General features: G+C 66.8%; 17 protein-coding genes. 8 read left to right on the forward strand and 9 right to left on the reverse strand.

Annotated elements, in window-relative coordinates:
• On the reverse strand, nucleotides 1-956 hold a 956-nt coding region (locus BM009_RS21685), incomplete at its 3' end, for a M48 family metalloprotease (RefSeq protein ID WP_093299664.1).
• A 249-nt stretch (nucleotides 957-1,205) separates the two neighbouring features.
• On the opposite strand from BM009_RS21685, the gene BM009_RS21690 reads away from it, so the two are divergent.
• A complete protein-coding gene (locus tag BM009_RS21690; RefSeq protein ID WP_254772408.1) occupies nucleotides 1,206-1,811 on the forward strand; it encodes a response regulator transcription factor in 606 nt (201 codons plus the stop codon).
• A gap of 47 nt (nucleotides 1,812-1,858) precedes the next feature.
• Here BM009_RS21690 and BM009_RS21695 read toward each other — a convergent pair whose 3' ends face one another.
• Entirely contained in the window at nucleotides 1,859-2,812 is a 954-nt protein-coding gene (locus BM009_RS21695) for an AraC family transcriptional regulator (RefSeq protein WP_093299670.1), read from the reverse strand.
• Between the two features lie 86 nt (nucleotides 2,813-2,898).
• Between BM009_RS21695 and BM009_RS21700 the strand changes: the two genes are divergently transcribed.
• The 5 genes from BM009_RS21700 to BM009_RS21720 all read left to right on the forward strand — a co-directional run bounded on the left by BM009_RS21700 (nucleotide 2,899) and on the right by BM009_RS21720 (nucleotide 7,885).
• Nucleotides 2,899-3,873 (forward strand): oxidoreductase, encoded by a 975-nt coding sequence (locus tag BM009_RS21700; protein ID WP_093299673.1) that lies wholly within the window; start codon nucleotides 2,899-2,901, stop codon nucleotides 3,871-3,873.
• Nucleotides 3,874-4,019: 146 nt separating this feature from the next.
• The gene (locus BM009_RS21705) at nucleotides 4,020-4,415 is read left to right on the forward strand and encodes a DUF305 domain-containing protein (RefSeq protein WP_254772409.1); all 396 of its coding nucleotides are present in this window, start codon (nucleotides 4,020-4,022) and stop codon (nucleotides 4,413-4,415) included.
• Nucleotides 4,412-5,857, forward strand: coding sequence for a YncE family protein (locus BM009_RS21710; protein ID WP_093299679.1), 1,446 nt, complete (start codon nucleotides 4,412-4,414; stop codon nucleotides 5,855-5,857). Before BM009_RS21705 ends, BM009_RS21710 begins: the two co-directional genes overlap by 4 nt.
• Before the next feature lie 25 nt (nucleotides 5,858-5,882).
• Complete coding sequence (locus tag BM009_RS21715; protein ID WP_254772410.1) at nucleotides 5,883-6,524, forward strand: ATP-binding cassette domain-containing protein; 642 nt, start codon at nucleotides 5,883-5,885, stop codon at nucleotides 6,522-6,524.
• Nucleotides 6,525-6,538: 14 nt separating this feature from the next.
• Nucleotides 6,539-7,885 (forward strand): hypothetical protein, encoded by a 1,347-nt coding sequence (locus BM009_RS21720; protein ID WP_254772411.1) that lies wholly within the window; start codon nucleotides 6,539-6,541, stop codon nucleotides 7,883-7,885.
• A 3-nt stretch (nucleotides 7,886-7,888) separates the two neighbouring features.
• Here BM009_RS21720 and BM009_RS21725 read toward each other — a convergent pair whose 3' ends face one another.
• Nucleotides 7,889-8,266, reverse strand: a complete 378-nt coding sequence (locus BM009_RS21725; protein WP_093299687.1) for a response regulator transcription factor — start codon at nucleotides 8,264-8,266, stop codon at nucleotides 7,889-7,891.
• Between the two features lie 358 nt (nucleotides 8,267-8,624).
• Here BM009_RS21725 and BM009_RS21730 point away from each other — a divergent pair, with 358 nt between their 5' ends.
• A complete protein-coding gene (locus BM009_RS21730) occupies nucleotides 8,625-9,446 on the forward strand; it encodes an alpha/beta fold hydrolase (protein WP_093299690.1) in 822 nt (273 codons plus the stop codon).
• A gap of 75 nt (nucleotides 9,447-9,521) precedes the next feature.
• On the opposite strand, the gene BM009_RS21735 is transcribed toward BM009_RS21730, so the two are convergent.
• From BM009_RS21735 to BM009_RS22440, 3 genes are read right to left on the reverse strand one after another with little or no spacing between them, the layout of a single operon-like run.
• Nucleotides 9,522-11,078 (reverse strand): PAS domain-containing sensor histidine kinase, encoded by a 1,557-nt coding sequence (locus BM009_RS21735; RefSeq protein WP_093299693.1) that lies wholly within the window; start codon nucleotides 11,076-11,078, stop codon nucleotides 9,522-9,524.
• Entirely contained in the window at nucleotides 11,068-12,012 is a 945-nt protein-coding gene (locus BM009_RS21740; RefSeq protein ID WP_217644254.1) for an SMP-30/gluconolactonase/LRE family protein, read from the reverse strand. The genes BM009_RS21735 and BM009_RS21740 overlap by 11 nt, the downstream gene beginning before the upstream one ends.
• A gap of 31 nt (nucleotides 12,013-12,043) precedes the next feature.
• A complete protein-coding gene (locus BM009_RS22440; protein WP_139216714.1) occupies nucleotides 12,044-12,241 on the reverse strand; it encodes a hypothetical protein in 198 nt (65 codons plus the stop codon).
• Nucleotides 12,242-12,358: 117 nt separating this feature from the next.
• On the opposite strand from BM009_RS22440, the gene BM009_RS21745 reads away from it, so the two are divergent.
• Nucleotides 12,359-12,781, forward strand: a complete 423-nt coding sequence (locus BM009_RS21745; protein ID WP_093299696.1) for a GFA family protein — start codon at nucleotides 12,359-12,361, stop codon at nucleotides 12,779-12,781.
• A gap of 40 nt (nucleotides 12,782-12,821) precedes the next feature.
• Here the strand turns inward: BM009_RS21745 and BM009_RS21750 are convergent, their stop codons facing one another.
• From BM009_RS21750 to BM009_RS21760, 3 genes are all read right to left on the reverse strand, one after another.
• Nucleotides 12,822-13,811, reverse strand: a complete 990-nt coding sequence (locus tag BM009_RS21750; RefSeq protein WP_217644256.1) for an alpha/beta hydrolase — start codon at nucleotides 13,809-13,811, stop codon at nucleotides 12,822-12,824.
• Between the two features lie 119 nt (nucleotides 13,812-13,930).
• Nucleotides 13,931-16,048, reverse strand: coding sequence for a xanthine dehydrogenase family protein molybdopterin-binding subunit (locus BM009_RS21755; protein WP_093299702.1), 2,118 nt, complete (start codon nucleotides 16,046-16,048; stop codon nucleotides 13,931-13,933).
• Nucleotides 16,045-16,506, reverse strand: coding sequence for a (2Fe-2S)-binding protein (locus tag BM009_RS21760; protein WP_093299704.1), 462 nt, complete (start codon nucleotides 16,504-16,506; stop codon nucleotides 16,045-16,047). The genes BM009_RS21755 and BM009_RS21760 overlap by 4 nt, the downstream gene beginning before the upstream one ends.
• Nucleotides 16,507-16,556: the final 50 nt, after the last annotated feature.

The following is a 16,556-nucleotide window of genomic DNA, read 5'->3' on the forward strand; positions in this document are numbered from 1 at the left end:
ATCGGCGTCGTCAGCAGCGTGAAGGTGATGAACACCAGATGCGCGAGCGGTATCGCGGCGGGATCCTGGACCAGGGGTGACTGACGATCCCGGCTCCGCGGCACGGCCCCCAGCATGCGGTCGACAAGCCACAATCCGGCCCCCGCCAACACCGCGACGACCGCGGCCAGGATCAGCAGGTGATTGTGCTTATAGTGCCCGATCTCGTGCGCGACGACGGCGCGGATCTCGCTTTGGTCCACCTCGCCCGTAAGCATTGTGTCGCTGAGCACGATGGTAGCGAAACCCGGGCCGCCGACGACGCTCGCCGTGTAGTTGTTCGACTGCTTCGAGCCATTGAACACGACGATCTTGCTCGCCGGCATGCCGGCCTCCTGGGCGACACCCTCGATCGCCCTTCGGACCGGACCGGCAGGCGCCGGCCGCGTATCGTTGAACACGCCCAGGAACAGCAAGGGCGCGACCGCGAGGGCGAGGAACGCAAGCACGGCACACACCGCGCTGGACCAGATCCACCAGCGAGGCCCCGTCCGCCGCATCAGCGCATAGATCGCGATGGCGACCAGACCACCGAGGATGGACGTGAAAATGGTCGTCGTGACATTCTGGGTCAACCATCCCGCCATATCCTGGCTCGACAGGCCGTATGAACGCTCCCGCGCCCAATCGGCATAGATCGACCATGGCAGGCGGAGGACCGCCGCACTCAGAATGAAGACCGTCACGCACGCGAACGCCGCCAGATTGGGCCGCGGCTTGTTCCGCTGAATCCGGTCTCGCAATCGGACGAGCAGTCCCGAGCGCAGGATGACGAGATCGATCGCGACCGACAGAAGCCAGCCCCACAGCAGCAGCCAGTGCGAGCCTTGCGTATAGGCGATCGCCCGCGCCTCCCGCACAGGATCGATCATGTGCAGATACTGCGCGGTTGCGGCGAGGGGATCGAACGCGTTCATCGCCGAGGCATGCCTCGTGCGGAAGGCGGCTTTAAGTATACGCGCGTATACGCGAGAAGGACCCTGCAGGATTGGATTAGGACATTGATATTGTTGATAGATTAGCAAACAGACGCCGTCCCGGACGGTCCGTCGATCCGCCGCGTGGGGCCGGTCTCATCCATCGATATAGGGGCCGTTGACGGGCTTGCGGCGGCACGTCACGCTTATCGGGTTATGGCAACAGCGCAGAACCCACCGGCGTCGGACATGCAGACCGTTTTCATCGTCGACGATGACGACGGATTGCGGGTTGGCCTGGACGCGCTGTTTCGATCGGTCGGATACCAGACACATCAGTTCCGATCTGCGGCGGAGTTCATGGAGTCCGGCCTCACGGCCAATGCCGGTTGCCTCGTCCTGGACGTCCGGCTGCCCGGCCTGAGCGGCCTCGATTTTCAGGAGAAGCTGGCGACGGCGGGGATCACCATGCCGGTGATCCTCATGACCGGGCATGGCGACATTCCGATGAGCGTTCGCGGCATGAAGGCCGGCGCCGTCGACTTCCTGGCGAAGCCCTTTCGGGAGCAGGACATGCTCGATGCCGTCGCCGCGGCGCTGGCGCGAGACGCCAGGGAGCGCGAGGGCCGCCGCCAGCAGGAGGATCTCCGACGGCGCGCAGACACGCTCAGCACCCGCGAGAAGGAAGTCACGGTGCGCGTCGCCAAGGGCAAGATGAACAAGCAGATCGCGTTCGATCTCGGTCTCAGCGAAATCACGGTGAAGATCCACCGCGGCAATGCGATGCGCAAGCTCGGTGCCAAGACGCTCGCCGATTTCATCACGATCATCAACGCGCTGAACCTCGACGGGTAGCCCGGCCGCAGCGATGGTGCTGAGCCTGCCGGCGACCCCGCACCCGATCAGGCGGGCGCCGACAGCTGGGCGATAGTGCCTTCGCGCCGCTGCCGCGCTTCGCGCTGGAAGCGGGCCGGCGTCGTACCGAAACGGCGCCGGAACGCGAAGCCGAACGCGCTTTCGGACCCATAACCGCTATCGGCTGCGATCGTCGCGACGGAGGACCTACCGGACGCGAGATGCCCGGCGGCGCGCTGGAGCCGCCAATCGGTGGCATAGGCGATCGGCGTACAGCCGACGAGCCTGGCAAAGCGGTCGGCGAAGCTGGAGCGCGACATCCCGGCCTCGCCCGCGAGCAGTTCGACGGTCCAGCCGCGCGCGGGATCGCGGTGCACGGCACGCAGCGCACGCCCGATGCGATCGTCCGCCAGCCCACGCAGCCAGCCGGGGAATGCGGTTCCGCCGGCGCCATGATAGCCGCGGATCATCAGGATCACGACCATCTGCGCCAGATGCTCCGCCAACAGCGATTGACCCGGCTCGCTCGAACCAAGCTCCTGCGCCAGCGCCTGCAGCGCCCAGCCGAGATTTCCACTATCCGCCGCGCCGGCACGCAGGATCAAGACGCGTGGCAGCTGGTCGAGCAGGAAAGAACCCATCCGCGCATCCAGCTCGATCTGCCCGCCAACCAGGAAAGTCCCTTCGCCATCCCCCGCAGTCGCGATGCCGTCGACCGCCGCATCGAAGATGCGCCGCGCGTCCACCGGCACCAGCGCCGGGTCACTCGAGAGCACATAGGATTGGCCGTCCTGGAGCAGGAAGGCATCGCCTCGATCGAGCCGTACCGGTGCTTCCAGCGCGCTGGTCTCCAGCCAGCAGCTTCCTTCGATCACCGCATTGAACTTCGGGATCTCCGGCGCCGGCAGCCGCACGGCCCAGTCTCCACCCGCGCGCAGCCGCCCCGAGACACGGCCTTTGGCGTTCGCCAGCGCCAGAACAGACGACAAGACATCGATCATGGACGATCTCTACAGTTTCTCGGACGCTTGCCCATTCCACGTCCGCACCGGCTCGCCGATATGCTGCGCAACCCCGGAGAGCAATCATGTTCAGACAAAGTCCCCTTGCATCGCCTTTCAACGCCTTTTCGACCGCCGACGAGGTCCTTCGGGACATCGATCTGACGGGGCGTACCGCCATCGTCACCGGCGGAGCTTCCGGCCTCGGGCTCCAGATGACCCGAGCGCTGGCCGCCGCCGGCGCGCAGGTGATCGTTCCCGCCCGATCGCCGGAAAAGGCGCAGGCGGCGCTTGCGGGTGTGGAGAATATCGAAATCGCCCAGATCGAGCTCATGGATCTAAGCTCGATCGATCGCTTCGCCGATGCATTTCTGGACGCGCGGCGCCCCCTGGACTGCCTGATCCATAGCGCCGGCATCATGGCCGCGCCGATTGGGCGGGACAGCCGCGGCAATGAGAGCCAGCTGGCGATCAACCATCTGGCACCCTTTCATCTGACGGACCGGCTTGGTCCCGCACTCAAAGCCGCAGGCTCCGCCCGGGTGGTTTCGCTTTCCTCGCGCGCGCACCGGCTTGCCGGTGTCGATTTCAACGATCCGAACTTCGTGGAACGCCCCTATGATCCGTGGCTTGCCTATGGCCAGTCCAAGACCGCCGATGCCCTGTTCGCCGTCGAACTGGATCGCCGCGCGCGCGCCGCTGGCGTCCGGGCCTTCTCGGTCCATCCGGGTTCGATCCTGACCGATCTCGCGCGGCATCTTTCCCCAGAGCAGGTCCGCGCGTTCGGCGCGATGGACGAAAAGGGCGAGATCCGCATCGACCCTCTCAACGACCTGAAGACCGTACAGCAGGGGGCAGCGACGGCGCTGTGGTGCGCGACCAGCCCGCTCCTGGCGGATCTCGGCGGTGTCTATTGCGAGGATTGCAACGTGGCGCCGCTGCGCGAGCCCGACGATCCGCGCAAGGACGGCGTGCGCACCTGGGCTGCCGATGCCGATCTCGCCACACGCCTCTGGGCCTTGAGCGAGAGGCTCGTCGGCCAGCCGACGACATCCTGGTGACCCGGGAACGCCCCCGCGCGTAGCATCGACATACGCGCGTATACTCAACCGCGCGGTCGCCGTGCTCTAGGTAAGTCCCCATGATAGCGAAGCAATCTGCCGCGCAGCGCGATACCGGCGCATCCACCCGAAAGCGCCTGCGCGGCGTGCTGCTGGTGGCAGCCTTGCTCTCCGCCAGCGCCGCCGGTGCGGCGGCAAACGAGGCGGCCACCGCGTTCCAGCAGGAGGTGCACGCCGCGATGGACCGCATGATGCGCGGGATGGATGCGGCGCCCACCGGCGATGTCGACAAGGATTTCGTCGCGATGATGGAGCCGCATCATCAAGGTGCAATCGACATGGCGGTTTCCGAACTTCGCTACGGACGCAACCCGCAGCTCCGGCGCATCGCGCAGGAGATTATCATCGAGCAGCAGCAGGAGATCGCCGCCATGCGCATCGCGATCGGCCGACCGCTCCCTCCATCGGCGCCCGCCCCCACCACGATCCCGCCGGACGGCGCCGCCCCCCATCCCCTGCATCACGGAGATCCCTCCCAATGATCCGTTTCCATCGCCGCCTGGCGCTCGCCTCCGCCACGCTGCTCGCGTCCGTGGCGAGCTGGGCGGCACCGGCCTCCGCGCAACAGGCGCCCTGGGCAGCCCCCGATGTGCCCGTCAGCGGCCACGACCGTGTCTACGCCGCCGAGCAATTCTCCAACACCGTCTCGGTCGTCGATCCGTCGACGAACAGGCTGCTGGGCGTGATCAAGCTCGGCGATCCGCAGCCGATGAACATGTCGCCGCTCTACAAGGGGCAGGTGCTGGTGCACGGCATGGGCTTCTCGCCCGACGGCCAGACGCTCGCGATCGTCTCGATCGGCTCCAACGCGGTCAGCTTCATCGACACGGCGACCAACACCGTCAAGCACACTACCTATGTCGGCCGCAGCCCGCACGAAGCGTTCTTCACGCCGGACGGGTCCGAGGTCTGGGTCACCGTCCGCGGCGAGGATTACGTCTCGGTGCTCGACGCCAGGACCTTCGCCGAGAAGGACCGGGTGAAGACGCCGGGCGGCCCGGGCATGACGATCTTCTCGCCCGATGGTCGGCTTGCTTATGTCTGCTCGTCGTTCAATCCCGAGCTCGCCATTTTCGAGACGAAGAGCCGCAAGCGGGTGGGCACCGTCGCCCAGCCGAGCCCCTTCTGCCCCAATATCGCGGCGACGCCCGACGGCAAGCAGGTGTGGTTCACGCTGAAGGATGTCGGCCGCACCGTCGTGATCGACGCCCGGCCGCCTTTCGCTGTCCTGAAGGTGATGGACACGGGCCCCATCACCAACCATGTCAACTTCGCGAAGACCAAGGCCGGCCTGCGCGCCTATGTGACGATCGGCGGCGAGAACAAGGTCCGCGTCTTCACCACCGACAGCTTCGAGGAGAAGGCGGTGATCCCGGTCGGCGCACTGCCCCATGGCGTCTGGCCTTCGGGCGACGGTAGCAGGATCTATGTCGGCCTGGAGAATGCCGACCAGCTGGCAGCGATCGACACCGCTACCAACAAGGTCATCGCCAATATTCCGATCGGGCAGGCGCCCCAGGCGATCGCCTATATCCCCAATGCCGCACGCGGCGGCGCGGACACCGCGACGCTGCAGCCCCTCGGCACGGCGGGCGAGACCACCAGCCTGACCTTGAAGGCGGTTGCCGATGGCAAGCCTGCGACCAGCGTGACGCTGTTCGACCAGGGGCTGACGCAGATCGTGCAGGCGGCGGCTACCGGCCTCCAGCCGAAGCACGCATATGTGCTTGCATTGTCCGACAAGGCGGACGGTTCCGGCCCCCATCAGGCGCTCGCCCGGTTCATGACCAACCCGGCCGGCGGCGCGATCGTCAACGCGACGGGGCCGATCCGGCAGATCCTCCAGGCGCCGGCCACGGCCCCCGTGCGCTATCTGGTGATCCTGGAAGAAGATGGCCGGATCGTGCAGGTTCAAGCCCGATAATGCCGACGACAGGGGGAATACCGCGTTGCCAAGCCTGACTCTGGACGCCGTTTCCAAGCGCTATGGGCGCAAGACCGTCCTCGGGCAGGTCGACTGGACCTTCGCCGCCGGCCTGACCCTGCTGGTCGGGCCGAGCGGTGCGGGCAAATCGACGCTGCTGCGCCTCATCGCCACCGCCGAGCGGCCGACGCGCGGCACCCTCCGCTGGGACGGAAACGCCCTCCCCGCCGCGCGGCGAACGCTGCGCGCCCAGCTCGGCTATGCGCCCCAGGCCGTCGACTTGCCCGAGGAGCTGACCGGGCGAGAGTTCGGCCTGCACATGGCCGCGCTGAAGGGGCTGGATCACGCTGCGAGTAACGGACAGCTAAGCTATCTGGGCGAGCGGCTGGGGCTGGCTTCGGATCTCGATGGCCGGATCTCGACCTATTCGGGCGGCATGCGGCGGCGCCTCGTGCTGGCCCAGGCCCTGCTCGGAGCGCCGCGCCTGCTCGCTCTCGACGAGCCGACGGCGGAACTCGACGCCGCCAGTATCGAGCGCGTGATGGGGCTGATCCACGAGCGTGCCCAGGCCGCCGTCGTGATCATGACGACGCATCTCGCGGAAGGCCTCGACGACGCCGCGATCACCACGCTCCATGTCGAGGGCGGTGAGGTGCGCGCGCTATGAGAGCGGCGCGGGCGGTGTTCGCGGACGAGCTGCGTCGCTACGGGCGGAGCCGCGGGTTGTGGCTCCTCCTGCTCGTCGTGCCGATCGCCGCACGGTATCTGGTGGTAGGCTCGGCCGTCCATATCGCGCTCCGGCAGCATCTTCTGTCGATGACCTGGGGCGCGGTGGGCGTCACCATCGGCGTGGTGGCATCGACCATGTTGCTACCGATCGGATTTCTCTACCTGCGATCGAACGTCACCCGCCGCCGCCCCTGGCAAGTGGAGGACGTGTCACCCACCCCGCGCATCGCCATGGTGCTCGGCCGCTTCGGCGCCGATTGCGTCGTGCTGCTCGGCGCACTGGCGGTCGCGACGCTCGCCGGGGGGATCCTGGCATGGCGCGCCCAGCAGGGGCCGGTCGATCCGGGCCGGCTCACCCTGGCGGTCTGGTTGATCGCGGGGCCGAGCCTGGTCTGCCTGGTCGCGCTCCGCCACGTGCTCAACGCGGTGCCCGCAACGCGCGGCGCGCTCGGCGACGTGCTCGCGTTCTGCTGCTGGTTCGCCATTCTGGCGATGCCCTCGACGATGGGGGCAGCCCCGTCGAGTTTCGCGGTGAACCTGCGCGATCCGGGCGGTTACATCCGCCCGATCATCGGCAGCGGCGCACTGTTCGCGACGGACTTCGCCGTCGGAGGCGGTCCGGTGCTGCCCGGTCGGGTGCCGCTGGATGTCGATGCCGGCCTGCACGCGCCGGGTTATGTCGGTGCCCGCCTCGCATGGCTGGCAATCGGGCTGGTCACCGCACTCTTCGCCGGACTGATCGACCGGCCCGCGCGCATATCGCATCGGCGCCCGCGATCCCGCGCCGCGCCGCGCTGGCTGCGTCGCACGGTAGCGGTGCCCGCCACCACCGTTCCCGCCGGACCCGAACGTTCGGCATCGGTGGCCGTGTTCCTTTCCCAATTCCGCCTGATCGGGCACGGAGTGGCCTTCCCCTTCCTGGCCATCGGTGCCGCCGCGCTCGGACTTGCTTCGGAGTATCGCCATATCGGCAGCCCCGCGGCGTTGCTGCTCCTCGTCTTCGCGCTCAGCGCGCAGGCGGGCCGGGATGAAGCGCCCGGGCTGCAGCGTCTCACCGCGACCATGCCGACCTCTCCCACGTTGCGGCGCGCGGCGTTCGTCGTGGCCGGTGCCGCCTGGGCGTTGCTGATGGCCTTGCCGCATGCAGCAATCTGGGCCTCGACAGCGTCGCTCCTTCTCGCCCTTGCGACCGGCGCGGGCGCCGCGATCATCGCCGGCCTGATCGCCACCGTCGCGCGCTCCGCCTTCGCGCCGCGGATGGTGTTGCTGGTCGCCTGGTACGCCTATTTCGCCAGCTGACGGCTACGCCTGCGAAGAAAGCGCCCGGTCGACACACCGCGCAAGATCGTCGCCGTCGAACGGCTTGCGCAGCGTGCAATAGGCGCCAGCACGATCGGCCTCTTCCCGCGCTTCGGCGGTCGTGAAGGCGGAGATCAGGATCACGGGAACGATGCTGTCGCTGCCGCGAACTTTGGAAAGCAGCTCCAGGCCGCTCATACCGCCCGGCATCTGGATATCGCTCACGACGCATTTGCTGTCCCTGGCCAGTTCCGACTCCAGGAAGCGTTCAGCGCTTTCGAACACGGCAACGCGATAGCCCAGGCTCCGCATCAATCCATCCAGGGAGGAGCGGATGCCCTCGTCGTCATCGACGATGGATATCAGCGGTTGTTGCTTCAAACTCGTCGTCCTCGAATGTCCCGGAGATCGCCGGTTCGCGAGAGATCGATCGCATGGGACCGTGCGGTCCTGGAATCATACGCGAGGCTGATCCGTGCATTACCGGAAGCAGATCAGGCGGTTGTGAAGCTTCGAGCGGGGTGACCGGAAGCAAACGCGATCCTGGACCGGTTCGGCCGGTCGGGCACGGCATGAAGCGCATCAGCCTGCGTCCGTGCCGCACAACTCAGACGCGCGTATGGTCCGCGCACCTCTTCGTCTCTGCGCTTGATACGCGGGTCGAAGCATCACCACACCGCGCAAACGCTAGAAGTTCAGGGTCGGCGGGACGCTCCCCGCCCGTTTTGCGGAGGACAGCATGAGCACGATCACGACCAAGGATGGCACCAACATCTTCTACCGGGATTGGGGCTCCGGCCAGCCGATCACCTTCTCGCACGGCTGGCCGCTGTCGAGCGACGCCTGGGACCGCCAGATGATGTTCTTCGGCAGCCGCGGCTTCCGCGTCATCGCGCATGATCGCCGCGGTCACGGGCGTTCGGACCAGACCTGGGACGGCAACAACATGGACCGATATGCCGATGATCTGGCCGAGCTCATCGAACAGCTCGACCTCAAGGACATCGTGATGATCGGGCATTCGACCGGCGGCGGCGAAGTGGCGCGCTATATCGGCCGGCACGGCACGTCGCGGGTGAAGAAGGCGGTGCTGCTGAGCGCCGTTCCCCCGATCATGCTCAAGAGCGAGTCGAACCCGGAAGGCACGCCGCGCGAGGTGTTCGATTCGATCCGCGAGGGGACGCTGACGGACCGGGCGAGCTTCTTCAAGGAGCTGTCGATGGCGTTCTACGGTTTCAACCGCGAGGGTGCCAAGCAGGCGCCGGGCCTGAAAGACACGTTCGAGCTGCAGGGCGTGATGGCCGGCGTGAAGGCCGCCTATGACTGTATCGAGCAGTTCTCGGAAACCGACTTTTCCGAAGACCTGAAGAAGATGGATGTGCCGACGCTGGTGGCGCATGGCGAGGACGACCAGATCGTGCCGATCGCCGCCGCCGCCTACAAGACGATCAAGCTGGTGCCGAACGGCGTGCTCAAGACCTATCCGGGCGGCAGCCACGGCCTTGCGCAATTGACCCCGGATGCGTTCAACCAAGACGTGCTGGACTTCATCAACAGCTAAGCCCTGGGCCGCCGGCACAGCGCCGGCGGCCTTCGGCAAAAGCCGGCCGCTACGCAGCCGGACGCTTCATGCCGCTCACTCCCGCGGGCAGGTCACCGGCAGTGTGATCTGGAAGTGTGTGCCGCCTTCGGCAGGGGACTCGGCGGCGATCGTGCCGCCATGCGCCCGCACGATCGTTCGCGCGATCGAAAGACCCATGCCCATGCCGTCCGACTTGGTCGAGTAAAAGGCCTCGAACAGCTGCTCGCCCCCGACCGTGCCGAGCCCCGGGCCGGTATCGGACACCTCGATCAGCACGCCGTGGGGCGCCGGCGACGCCTGCACCAGGATGTCGCGCCGATCCACCTCGCCCGAGGCCATCGCCTGCGCCGCATTGACGATCAGGTTGATGAGGACCTGCTGCAGCTGGACGCGGTCGCCCAGGATCTCCGGGAGGTCGGGCGCGAACCGCGTGGCCAGCGTCCCTCCGAGCGAGGACACCTGGCGCTGGGTGATCTGGACCGCATCCTCGATCATCTCGGCGATCGCCAGCGGCGCCCGGGTCTGCTCGCCGCGGATTGCCATCTTGCGGGTGCGGGCAATCACTTCGGATGCGCGCGCGCCTTCGCTGATCATGCGCCCCAGCGCGGCCAGTGCCTCATCGATATCGGGTTCGTCGCGGCGCAGCCAGCGAACCGCCGCGTTGCCATTGGCGAGGATCGCCGCCAGCGGCTGGTTCACCTCGTGCGCGATCGATGCCATCAGTTCGCCGAGCGTCGCGACGCGCGCGGCGTGCGCCAGATGCGCCTGGACGCGGGCAAGTTCCTGCTCCTTGCTGACCCTGCTGCTGATGTCGACGACGCCGACGGTGACGAGAACCTCGGCCTCGCGCTGCTTGGGAAAGGCGCAGCTGAGGAGGACGTCCACCATGGTGCCGTCCTCCCGCCGCATCACCGTCTCGGCCTCGTAGCTGTCCTCGCCGTTCAGATAGGCGATCAGATTCGCGTTCCACGCCGCGATGCCAGCATCCGGCACCCAGTCTCCGAGCGGACGCCCGACCGCCGCCGAACGATCGACCCTGAACATCTGCCCTGCCTTCGCATTGAGGCCGAGGACCGGGGTAAGCGCCAGGCAGCGTCGCACGAGCATGGGGTCCGACGCGGCCAGTGCGGCAACCTGGCTGGGGTCCGGCGAAATCTGCTCGAGCATCGCCCGCATTGCCGTGAGATCGATCTCCCAGAAGCCGACGGCGGTGCCGTCGAACACGCTGTGAAACCGGCTCTGCTCGCGCGAGAGATCGAAGACCAGGGTGTGAAAGCCTTCGAACCCGCCCGGCCCCATGCGCGGGACATAGCGAATCGCCGCCTCGCGCCAGCCGCCGAAACGGTGCGGCACCGGCGCCTGGAACGATACCTGCTCGCCGCGTGCCACGCGGTCGAGGAACGGGAGACGCTCTGTATAGGCGGCGTCGCCCAGAAACTCGCGCATGTGCAGGCCGACCAGGCTCTCTGCGGGGCGTCCATACCACGACAAATGGTGATCGTTCGCGTAGCGGCAGATGTGATCCGCATCGAAGAACGATACCAGCGCGGGGATCGCGTCGGTCGTCGCCTGGCGGATCTCGTCGCCCCAGTGCAGGGTGTCACAGGCCATGCGCACAGCCCTTTTCCGAGGTGGAGATCAGCGGCTGGTGGAGCGCGAGCCCGACATCGTCGGCGGACACGACTTCGACCGCCCCATGCTGCACTTCGGTGATGAACAACGCAGTGCCTTCACGCGCAAACGCGACATTGGTCGGGCGATCGCCATTGGTGCGGATCGACGGCATCGCCTTCCCGCTCGGGTCCAGCACCGCCACCCGTCCCTCGCCATAAACCGCGCAGTAGAGCCGCCCGGCCGCGTCGAACGCCATCCCGTCGGGCCCGGCAAAGCGATCGGGCGCCGCCTGCCGGTCGAGCCGGGCGAAGGGCGTCGCCTCTCGGCCAGGTTCCTGCCGGTAGATCACGCTGGTCAGCGTCTCGTTATAGTAGAGCGCGCCATCGCTCCCAAAGGCGACGCCGTTGGCAAACCGCAAACCGGTCGCCAGCCGGCGCGTCACGCGCCCCGCGCGTGGATCGATCTGGAAGACGCGTCCGTCATAGGGGGCATCGGCGAAGTCGGGTCGGATGACGAGACCCTGGATGAGGTCGCCGGGGATCATGCCGGAATCGGTCATGTAGAGCATGCCGTCGGGACCGAAGGCCAGATCGTTCGGGAAGAGGAACGGCCCATGCTCATCGCCGGCGATGGTTAGGAGCAGCTCGCCGGTGGGCGACAGCCGGACCAGCGAATTGCCGGTCCCGCCGGCCGCCCAGATGCATCCGTCCCCGTCGATCGCCAGCCCCGTCGGACGGCCGCCCGGCCTGGCGAACGGCATGTGCCCGCCATTGCGATCGACCCGGGTGACGCAGGCGCGCGCCTCCCCCATTTCGACCAGAAGGAGGTCGCCATTCGGCAGTATCGCCGGTCCCTCAGGCTGATCCAGACCTTTGGCCAGCACGCGATTGTCCTGAACGTCACCGACCATCGCCATCAGTGGCTCGTACATTGTGGGTTCAGTGGCCGAATAAGCGACAGGTTCACGCGTCAATCTCCGGTGGAACATTACGGAAATTAACGCGTTGCGCGTCGCCAGCCTTGAACGCATTTTCAACAATTGTTCGCATTTGCTCTGCGCGCGGCAGGACGACCCTCAGCGACGCTAAAGGCCGGCAATCGCTCAGAAAATCATCAGTCAGGTCCTGATACTGCACGAACGTGCCAATCACGACACGCATGCACGCACCAGCGGGTCGGCATTCATACGCGTGTATAATAGCTGACACTGCCACCGATCCGCACCTGCTTCTACAGTCTGGCTACGAAATTACGTACCCAGCCAAGGAGATCAGGAAATGCCATCAAAATATACGGGACAATGTGCCTGCGGTTCTGTCCGGTTCGCGTTCGATACGGACCCGACGTTTGTCGCAGACTGTTACTGCCTTGACTGCCAGAAATCTTCCGGCGGTGTGATGGCAACTTATTTCTCGGTACCGGAAGCGGACTTCACGCTGCTCAGCGGTAATCCCAACGGCTTCGGCTATGTCGCGGACACCGGCAACAAGCTGCGGCGGCGATTCTGCCCGGAATGCGGCGCGCGCGTGTACACCGATCAGCTCGAAGGCTTTCCCGGAACCATCTTCGTGATGCTCGGGGCGCTCGATCATCCGGAGCGGATCACGCCCCCGCTCATGGAGATCTTCACCAAGCGCCGGCTGGTCTGGACCAAGGCACTGGACGTGCCCCAGCATCGCGCCCGGCCCGACGCCGACTGAGCCGGTGCGGCCGGCATCCAGCCGGCCGCATCCACCCCTTTTATTTCCCGATGTGCTGGCGAATGCCCTCGCCAATCTGTTGCAGCGCCGCCTCGGTCGACGGCACGTGGCGCAAGCCGTTGAGCAGCACGAAATCGTGGATCGTGCCGTTGTAGCGCACGGCCGTCACGACCACACCGGCTTCCTTGAGCTTGCGGGCATAGGCCTCGCCCTCGTCGCGCAGCGGGTCATTCTCCGCGGTGATGACCAGCGCCGGCGGCAGGCCCTTCATCGCCTCGAGACTGGCGCGCAGCGGCGATACATAGGGGTTGTCGCGGGTCTTGGCGTCGGGCGCATAGAGGTCCCAGCCATATTTCATGAACGCGCGGGCGAGGAAGCGATCATTGGCGAACTGCTTGTAGCTTTCGGTGTCGACGCTGGCATCGGTCGCCGGAATCAGCAGCACCTGATAGGCGATCTTCGGACCCTTGCGGTCCTTGGTCATCAGCGACAGCGCCGCGGCCATGTTGCCGCCGACCGAGTTGCCGGCCACCGCGATCCGGTTGCCATCGGCGCCCAGCTCGCCGGCATGCGCCGCAACCCACTGAAGTGCCGCATAGGATTCGTCGAGCTGGGTCGGGAATTTGGCCTTGGGCAGCGGCGTATATTCGACGAAGACGCCGATCTGCCCGGAATCCACCACCATGTCGCGCAGCAGCCGCTGATGGTTGGCGAAATTGCCGACGATCCACACCCCGCCATGGATGAAGAACAGCACGCCGGGGGTGCCCGCGACATGCTCCGGCTTCATGATGAAGAGCTTTACCGACACGCCGTTCTGGCTGATCGTGCGCTCCGTAATCGTCACGCCGGACATGTCGACCGGCGTCTTGTTCTGCAGGCCGGTGATCGCGTCCTGCGGCTGAGGCTGCGGCAGTTCCCAGAGCGGCGTCGGGCTGGGATTCTTGTTCACCTCGATGAGATAGGCGCGGACGGCCGGATCGAGATGCGGGTCGGTGGCGACGTCCTGCGCGAAGGCGGGCTCGGTCATGATCATGGCTCCAACGAAAAGGGGGATAGCACGCGGTAAAAACTTCATGGGTTTGCTCCTGAATCGCCTGATCGCAGGCGCGGGTAAGTCCGACGGGTGCGCCCGACGCAGCGGGCGGATCATGCGAATTGTTCGAGGATCGGAAGCGTGCGGATGCGCTTTCCGGTGAGACGGAAAATCGCGTTGCACACGGCCGGCGCGACATTGGGCGCGCCGCCTTCCCCAACCCCTTCCATGTCGCCGGATTCCTGCACCTCGGTGTGGAAGATCGGCGCGTCGGCGAGGCGCACCATGCGGTAATCGTGGAAGTTGCTCTCCTGCACGGCGCCGCCGGCGATCGTCACCCGGCCGTACAGCGCAGCCGTCAGCCCCCAAATCGCCGCGCCTTCCAGCTGGGCGACGACGGCATCGCGATTGATCACCTTGCCCGGGTTGGACACCGTCCACAGCTGCTCGACGGCGAGCCGGCCGTCGCGGATGGCGACCTGCGCCACCTGCGCGGTAAGGCAGTCGTCGCGCTTGTGGCTGATCGCCAGGCCCATCGCGGAGCCGCCGCCCGTGCCCGGCCAGCCCGAAATCTCGACCACCCGGTTCAGCGCGGCGAGTTCGCGCGGTGCGTTCCGCAGCAGTCCGCGGCGGATCTCGACCGGGTCCGCGCCGATTTCATGGGCGACCTCGTCGACGAAGCTTTCGATCGCGAACACCGTGTGCGAGGCGCCGACTGATCGCCACATGCCAGTGGGCACATGCGTCTCGCTGCGCACCCAGCGGGTTTCCCGATTGGGGAAGCCATAGGGCGACTGGATCGCATCGGTGACGACCTCGTCATAGGTCTTCATCGCGGCGGGATACATGCGCGGCAGGATCGACGGCGTCGCCTGCTTGTGGACATAGGTTTCGATCGTGCGCCCGCGCACGCCCGCCGACAGTTCGGAGACGCCCGCCGGCCGATAAAAATCGTGGCGCACATCTTCCTCGCGCGTCCAGATCAGCTTGATCGGCCGCCCCGGAAACGCCCTGGCGATCCGTACGGTCTGCTCGACAACGTCGGTCTCCTGCCGCCGTCCGAAACCGCCGCCGGCAATCAGCGGGTGGTAGGTCACCGCCTCCTTGGGCAGGCCGAGCAGGGACGCGATCGTGTCCCGCGCCTTTTGCGGCTGCTGCGATCCCATCCAGAAATCGCATGTTCCGCCCTGCACCTTCGCCACGCAGGCCATCGGCTCCATCGTGGTGTGCGCGAGATAGGGCACGGCATAGCGCTGGGTGAAGACCTTCTCGGCATCGCGGAGCCCGGCCATGCCCTTGCCGCGCACCTCTTCGGCCACGACGCCGGGCGTCGCGAGCGCGCGGTCGAACTGCGCGCGGATCGCCGCATCGTCCGCCTTGTCGTGCGGCGTCGCGGCCCAGACGGGTTCGAGCGTTTCGAGCGCCCGCCGCGCGGTCCACCAACGATCGGCGACCACGGCGAGGCCGCCAGGCAGGTCGACCACGCCCTGGACCCCAGGCATTTTGAGCACTTCGGCGCGGCGATCCGACGCCAGCGCACCGCCGAACACCGGCGCGGTGACCACTGCGGCGCTGAGCATGCCCGGCATCCGCAGATCGATCGCAAATTGCGCGGACCCATCGACCTTTTGCGGCAGATCGAGGCGGATCATCCGCTTGGTCGCATAGCGCGGCCGGGTGTCGGTCCGCTCGATCAGGGCCTTGGGCTCGGGCAGCCGGGCAGCAATTGCCGCCAGTTCGCCATAGCGGAGGCGTTGCTCCGCCTGCGGGCCGATCACGACACCATTGTCGGTGGTCACCGCCGCGGAATCGACGTGCCAGCGCCGCGCGGCGGCCTGGAGCAGCATGGTCCGCGCGGTCGCGCCGGCCTTGGTGAAGGCCTGGTGGAACGACGAGGTGCCCGTGCTGGACCCCGTCAGCTGGGAGAAGAAGCGCGGGTTGTTATATTCCTCGCCCACCGGCGCGAGTTCGATGCGGATGCGGCTCCAGTCGGCATCCAGCGCATCGCCGACCAGCATCGCATAGGCGGTCGACGTGCCCTGCCCGATCTCGGCGACCGGCGAGGTGAGGATGATCTCGTCCGCGGGGGTGATCTGGAGGAAGTGCGTCACCAGCACGTCCGATCCTGCCTTGCCGACGGCAGGCGTGGTGAAGCTGAGCAAATAGGCGCCCGGGATCGCGGCCAGCGCCGCGCCGAGGAAGCCGCGCCGGGAGGGTGCGAGCGCGCTCATGCCGCCTTCGCCCCAGGCCGGCGGGCCTCGTCCAGTGCCGCGCGGACGCGGGGATAGGTGCCGCACCGGCAGATATTGGTCATCGCGGCGAGCATCTCGTCGTCGTTCGGATGCGGGTTGGCGGCGAGCAATGCCGCGGCGGCCATGATCATGCCCGACTGGCAATAGCCGCATTGCGGCACCTGGTGCTCCAGCCACAGCCGCTGCACCGGGTGCAGGCCCTTCGCGCCAAGTCCCTCGATGGTGGTGACATGGCGGCCCTCGACCTCGCCGACGGGGAGCATGCAGCACCGCTTCGCCTCGCCATCGACATGGACCGTGCAGGCGCCGCACTCGGTGATGCCGCAGCCATATTTCGTACCGGTGAGGCCCAGATCCTCGCGCAGCACCCAGAGCAGCGGCGTCTCCGGATCGACGTCGACGGATGCCGGCTGCCCGTTCACTTCGAAATGCACCATCTGATCGTCACCTCCGTCGCCGAGACGCGAGGCTGCGCCACCGTCCCGAA

It is taken from the genome of Sphingomonas sp. NFR04 (genome assembly GCF_900114095.1).
Classification (GTDB): domain Bacteria; phylum Pseudomonadota; class Alphaproteobacteria; order Sphingomonadales; family Sphingomonadaceae; genus Sphingomonas.

Excerpts from the sequence above, each read along its gene's own strand:
- BM009_RS21690 (WP_254772408.1), top strand. The coding sequence starts at position 1,206 with ATGCAGACCGTTTTCATCGTCGACGATGACGACGGATTGCGGGTTGGC.
- BM009_RS21695 (WP_093299670.1), bottom strand. The coding sequence starts at position 2,812 with ATGATCGATGTCTTGTCGTCTGTTCTGGCGCTGGCGAACGCCAAAGGC.
- BM009_RS21700 (WP_093299673.1), top strand. The coding sequence starts at position 2,899 with ATGTTCAGACAAAGTCCCCTTGCATCGCCTTTCAACGCCTTTTCGACC.
- BM009_RS21710 (WP_093299679.1), top strand. The coding sequence starts at position 4,412 with ATGATCCGTTTCCATCGCCGCCTGGCGCTCGCCTCCGCCACGCTGCTC.
- BM009_RS21730 (WP_093299690.1), top strand. The coding sequence starts at position 8,625 with ATGAGCACGATCACGACCAAGGATGGCACCAACATCTTCTACCGGGAT.
- BM009_RS21735 (WP_093299693.1), bottom strand. The coding sequence starts at position 11,078 with ATGGCCTGTGACACCCTGCACTGGGGCGACGAGATCCGCCAGGCGACG.
- BM009_RS21740 (WP_217644254.1), bottom strand. The coding sequence starts at position 12,012 with ATGTACGAGCCACTGATGGCGATGGTCGGTGACGTTCAGGACAATCGC.
- BM009_RS22440 (WP_139216714.1), bottom strand. The coding sequence starts at position 12,241 with ATGCGTGTCGTGATTGGCACGTTCGTGCAGTATCAGGACCTGACTGAT.
- BM009_RS21745 (WP_093299696.1), top strand. The coding sequence starts at position 12,359 with ATGCCATCAAAATATACGGGACAATGTGCCTGCGGTTCTGTCCGGTTC.
- BM009_RS21750 (WP_217644256.1), bottom strand. The coding sequence starts at position 13,811 with ATGACCGAGCCCGCCTTCGCGCAGGACGTCGCCACCGACCCGCATCTC.
- BM009_RS21755 (WP_093299702.1), bottom strand. The coding sequence starts at position 16,048 with ATGAGCGCGCTCGCACCCTCCCGGCGCGGCTTCCTCGGCGCGGCGCTG.
- BM009_RS21760 (WP_093299704.1), bottom strand. The coding sequence starts at position 16,506 with ATGGTGCATTTCGAAGTGAACGGGCAGCCGGCATCCGTCGACGTCGAT.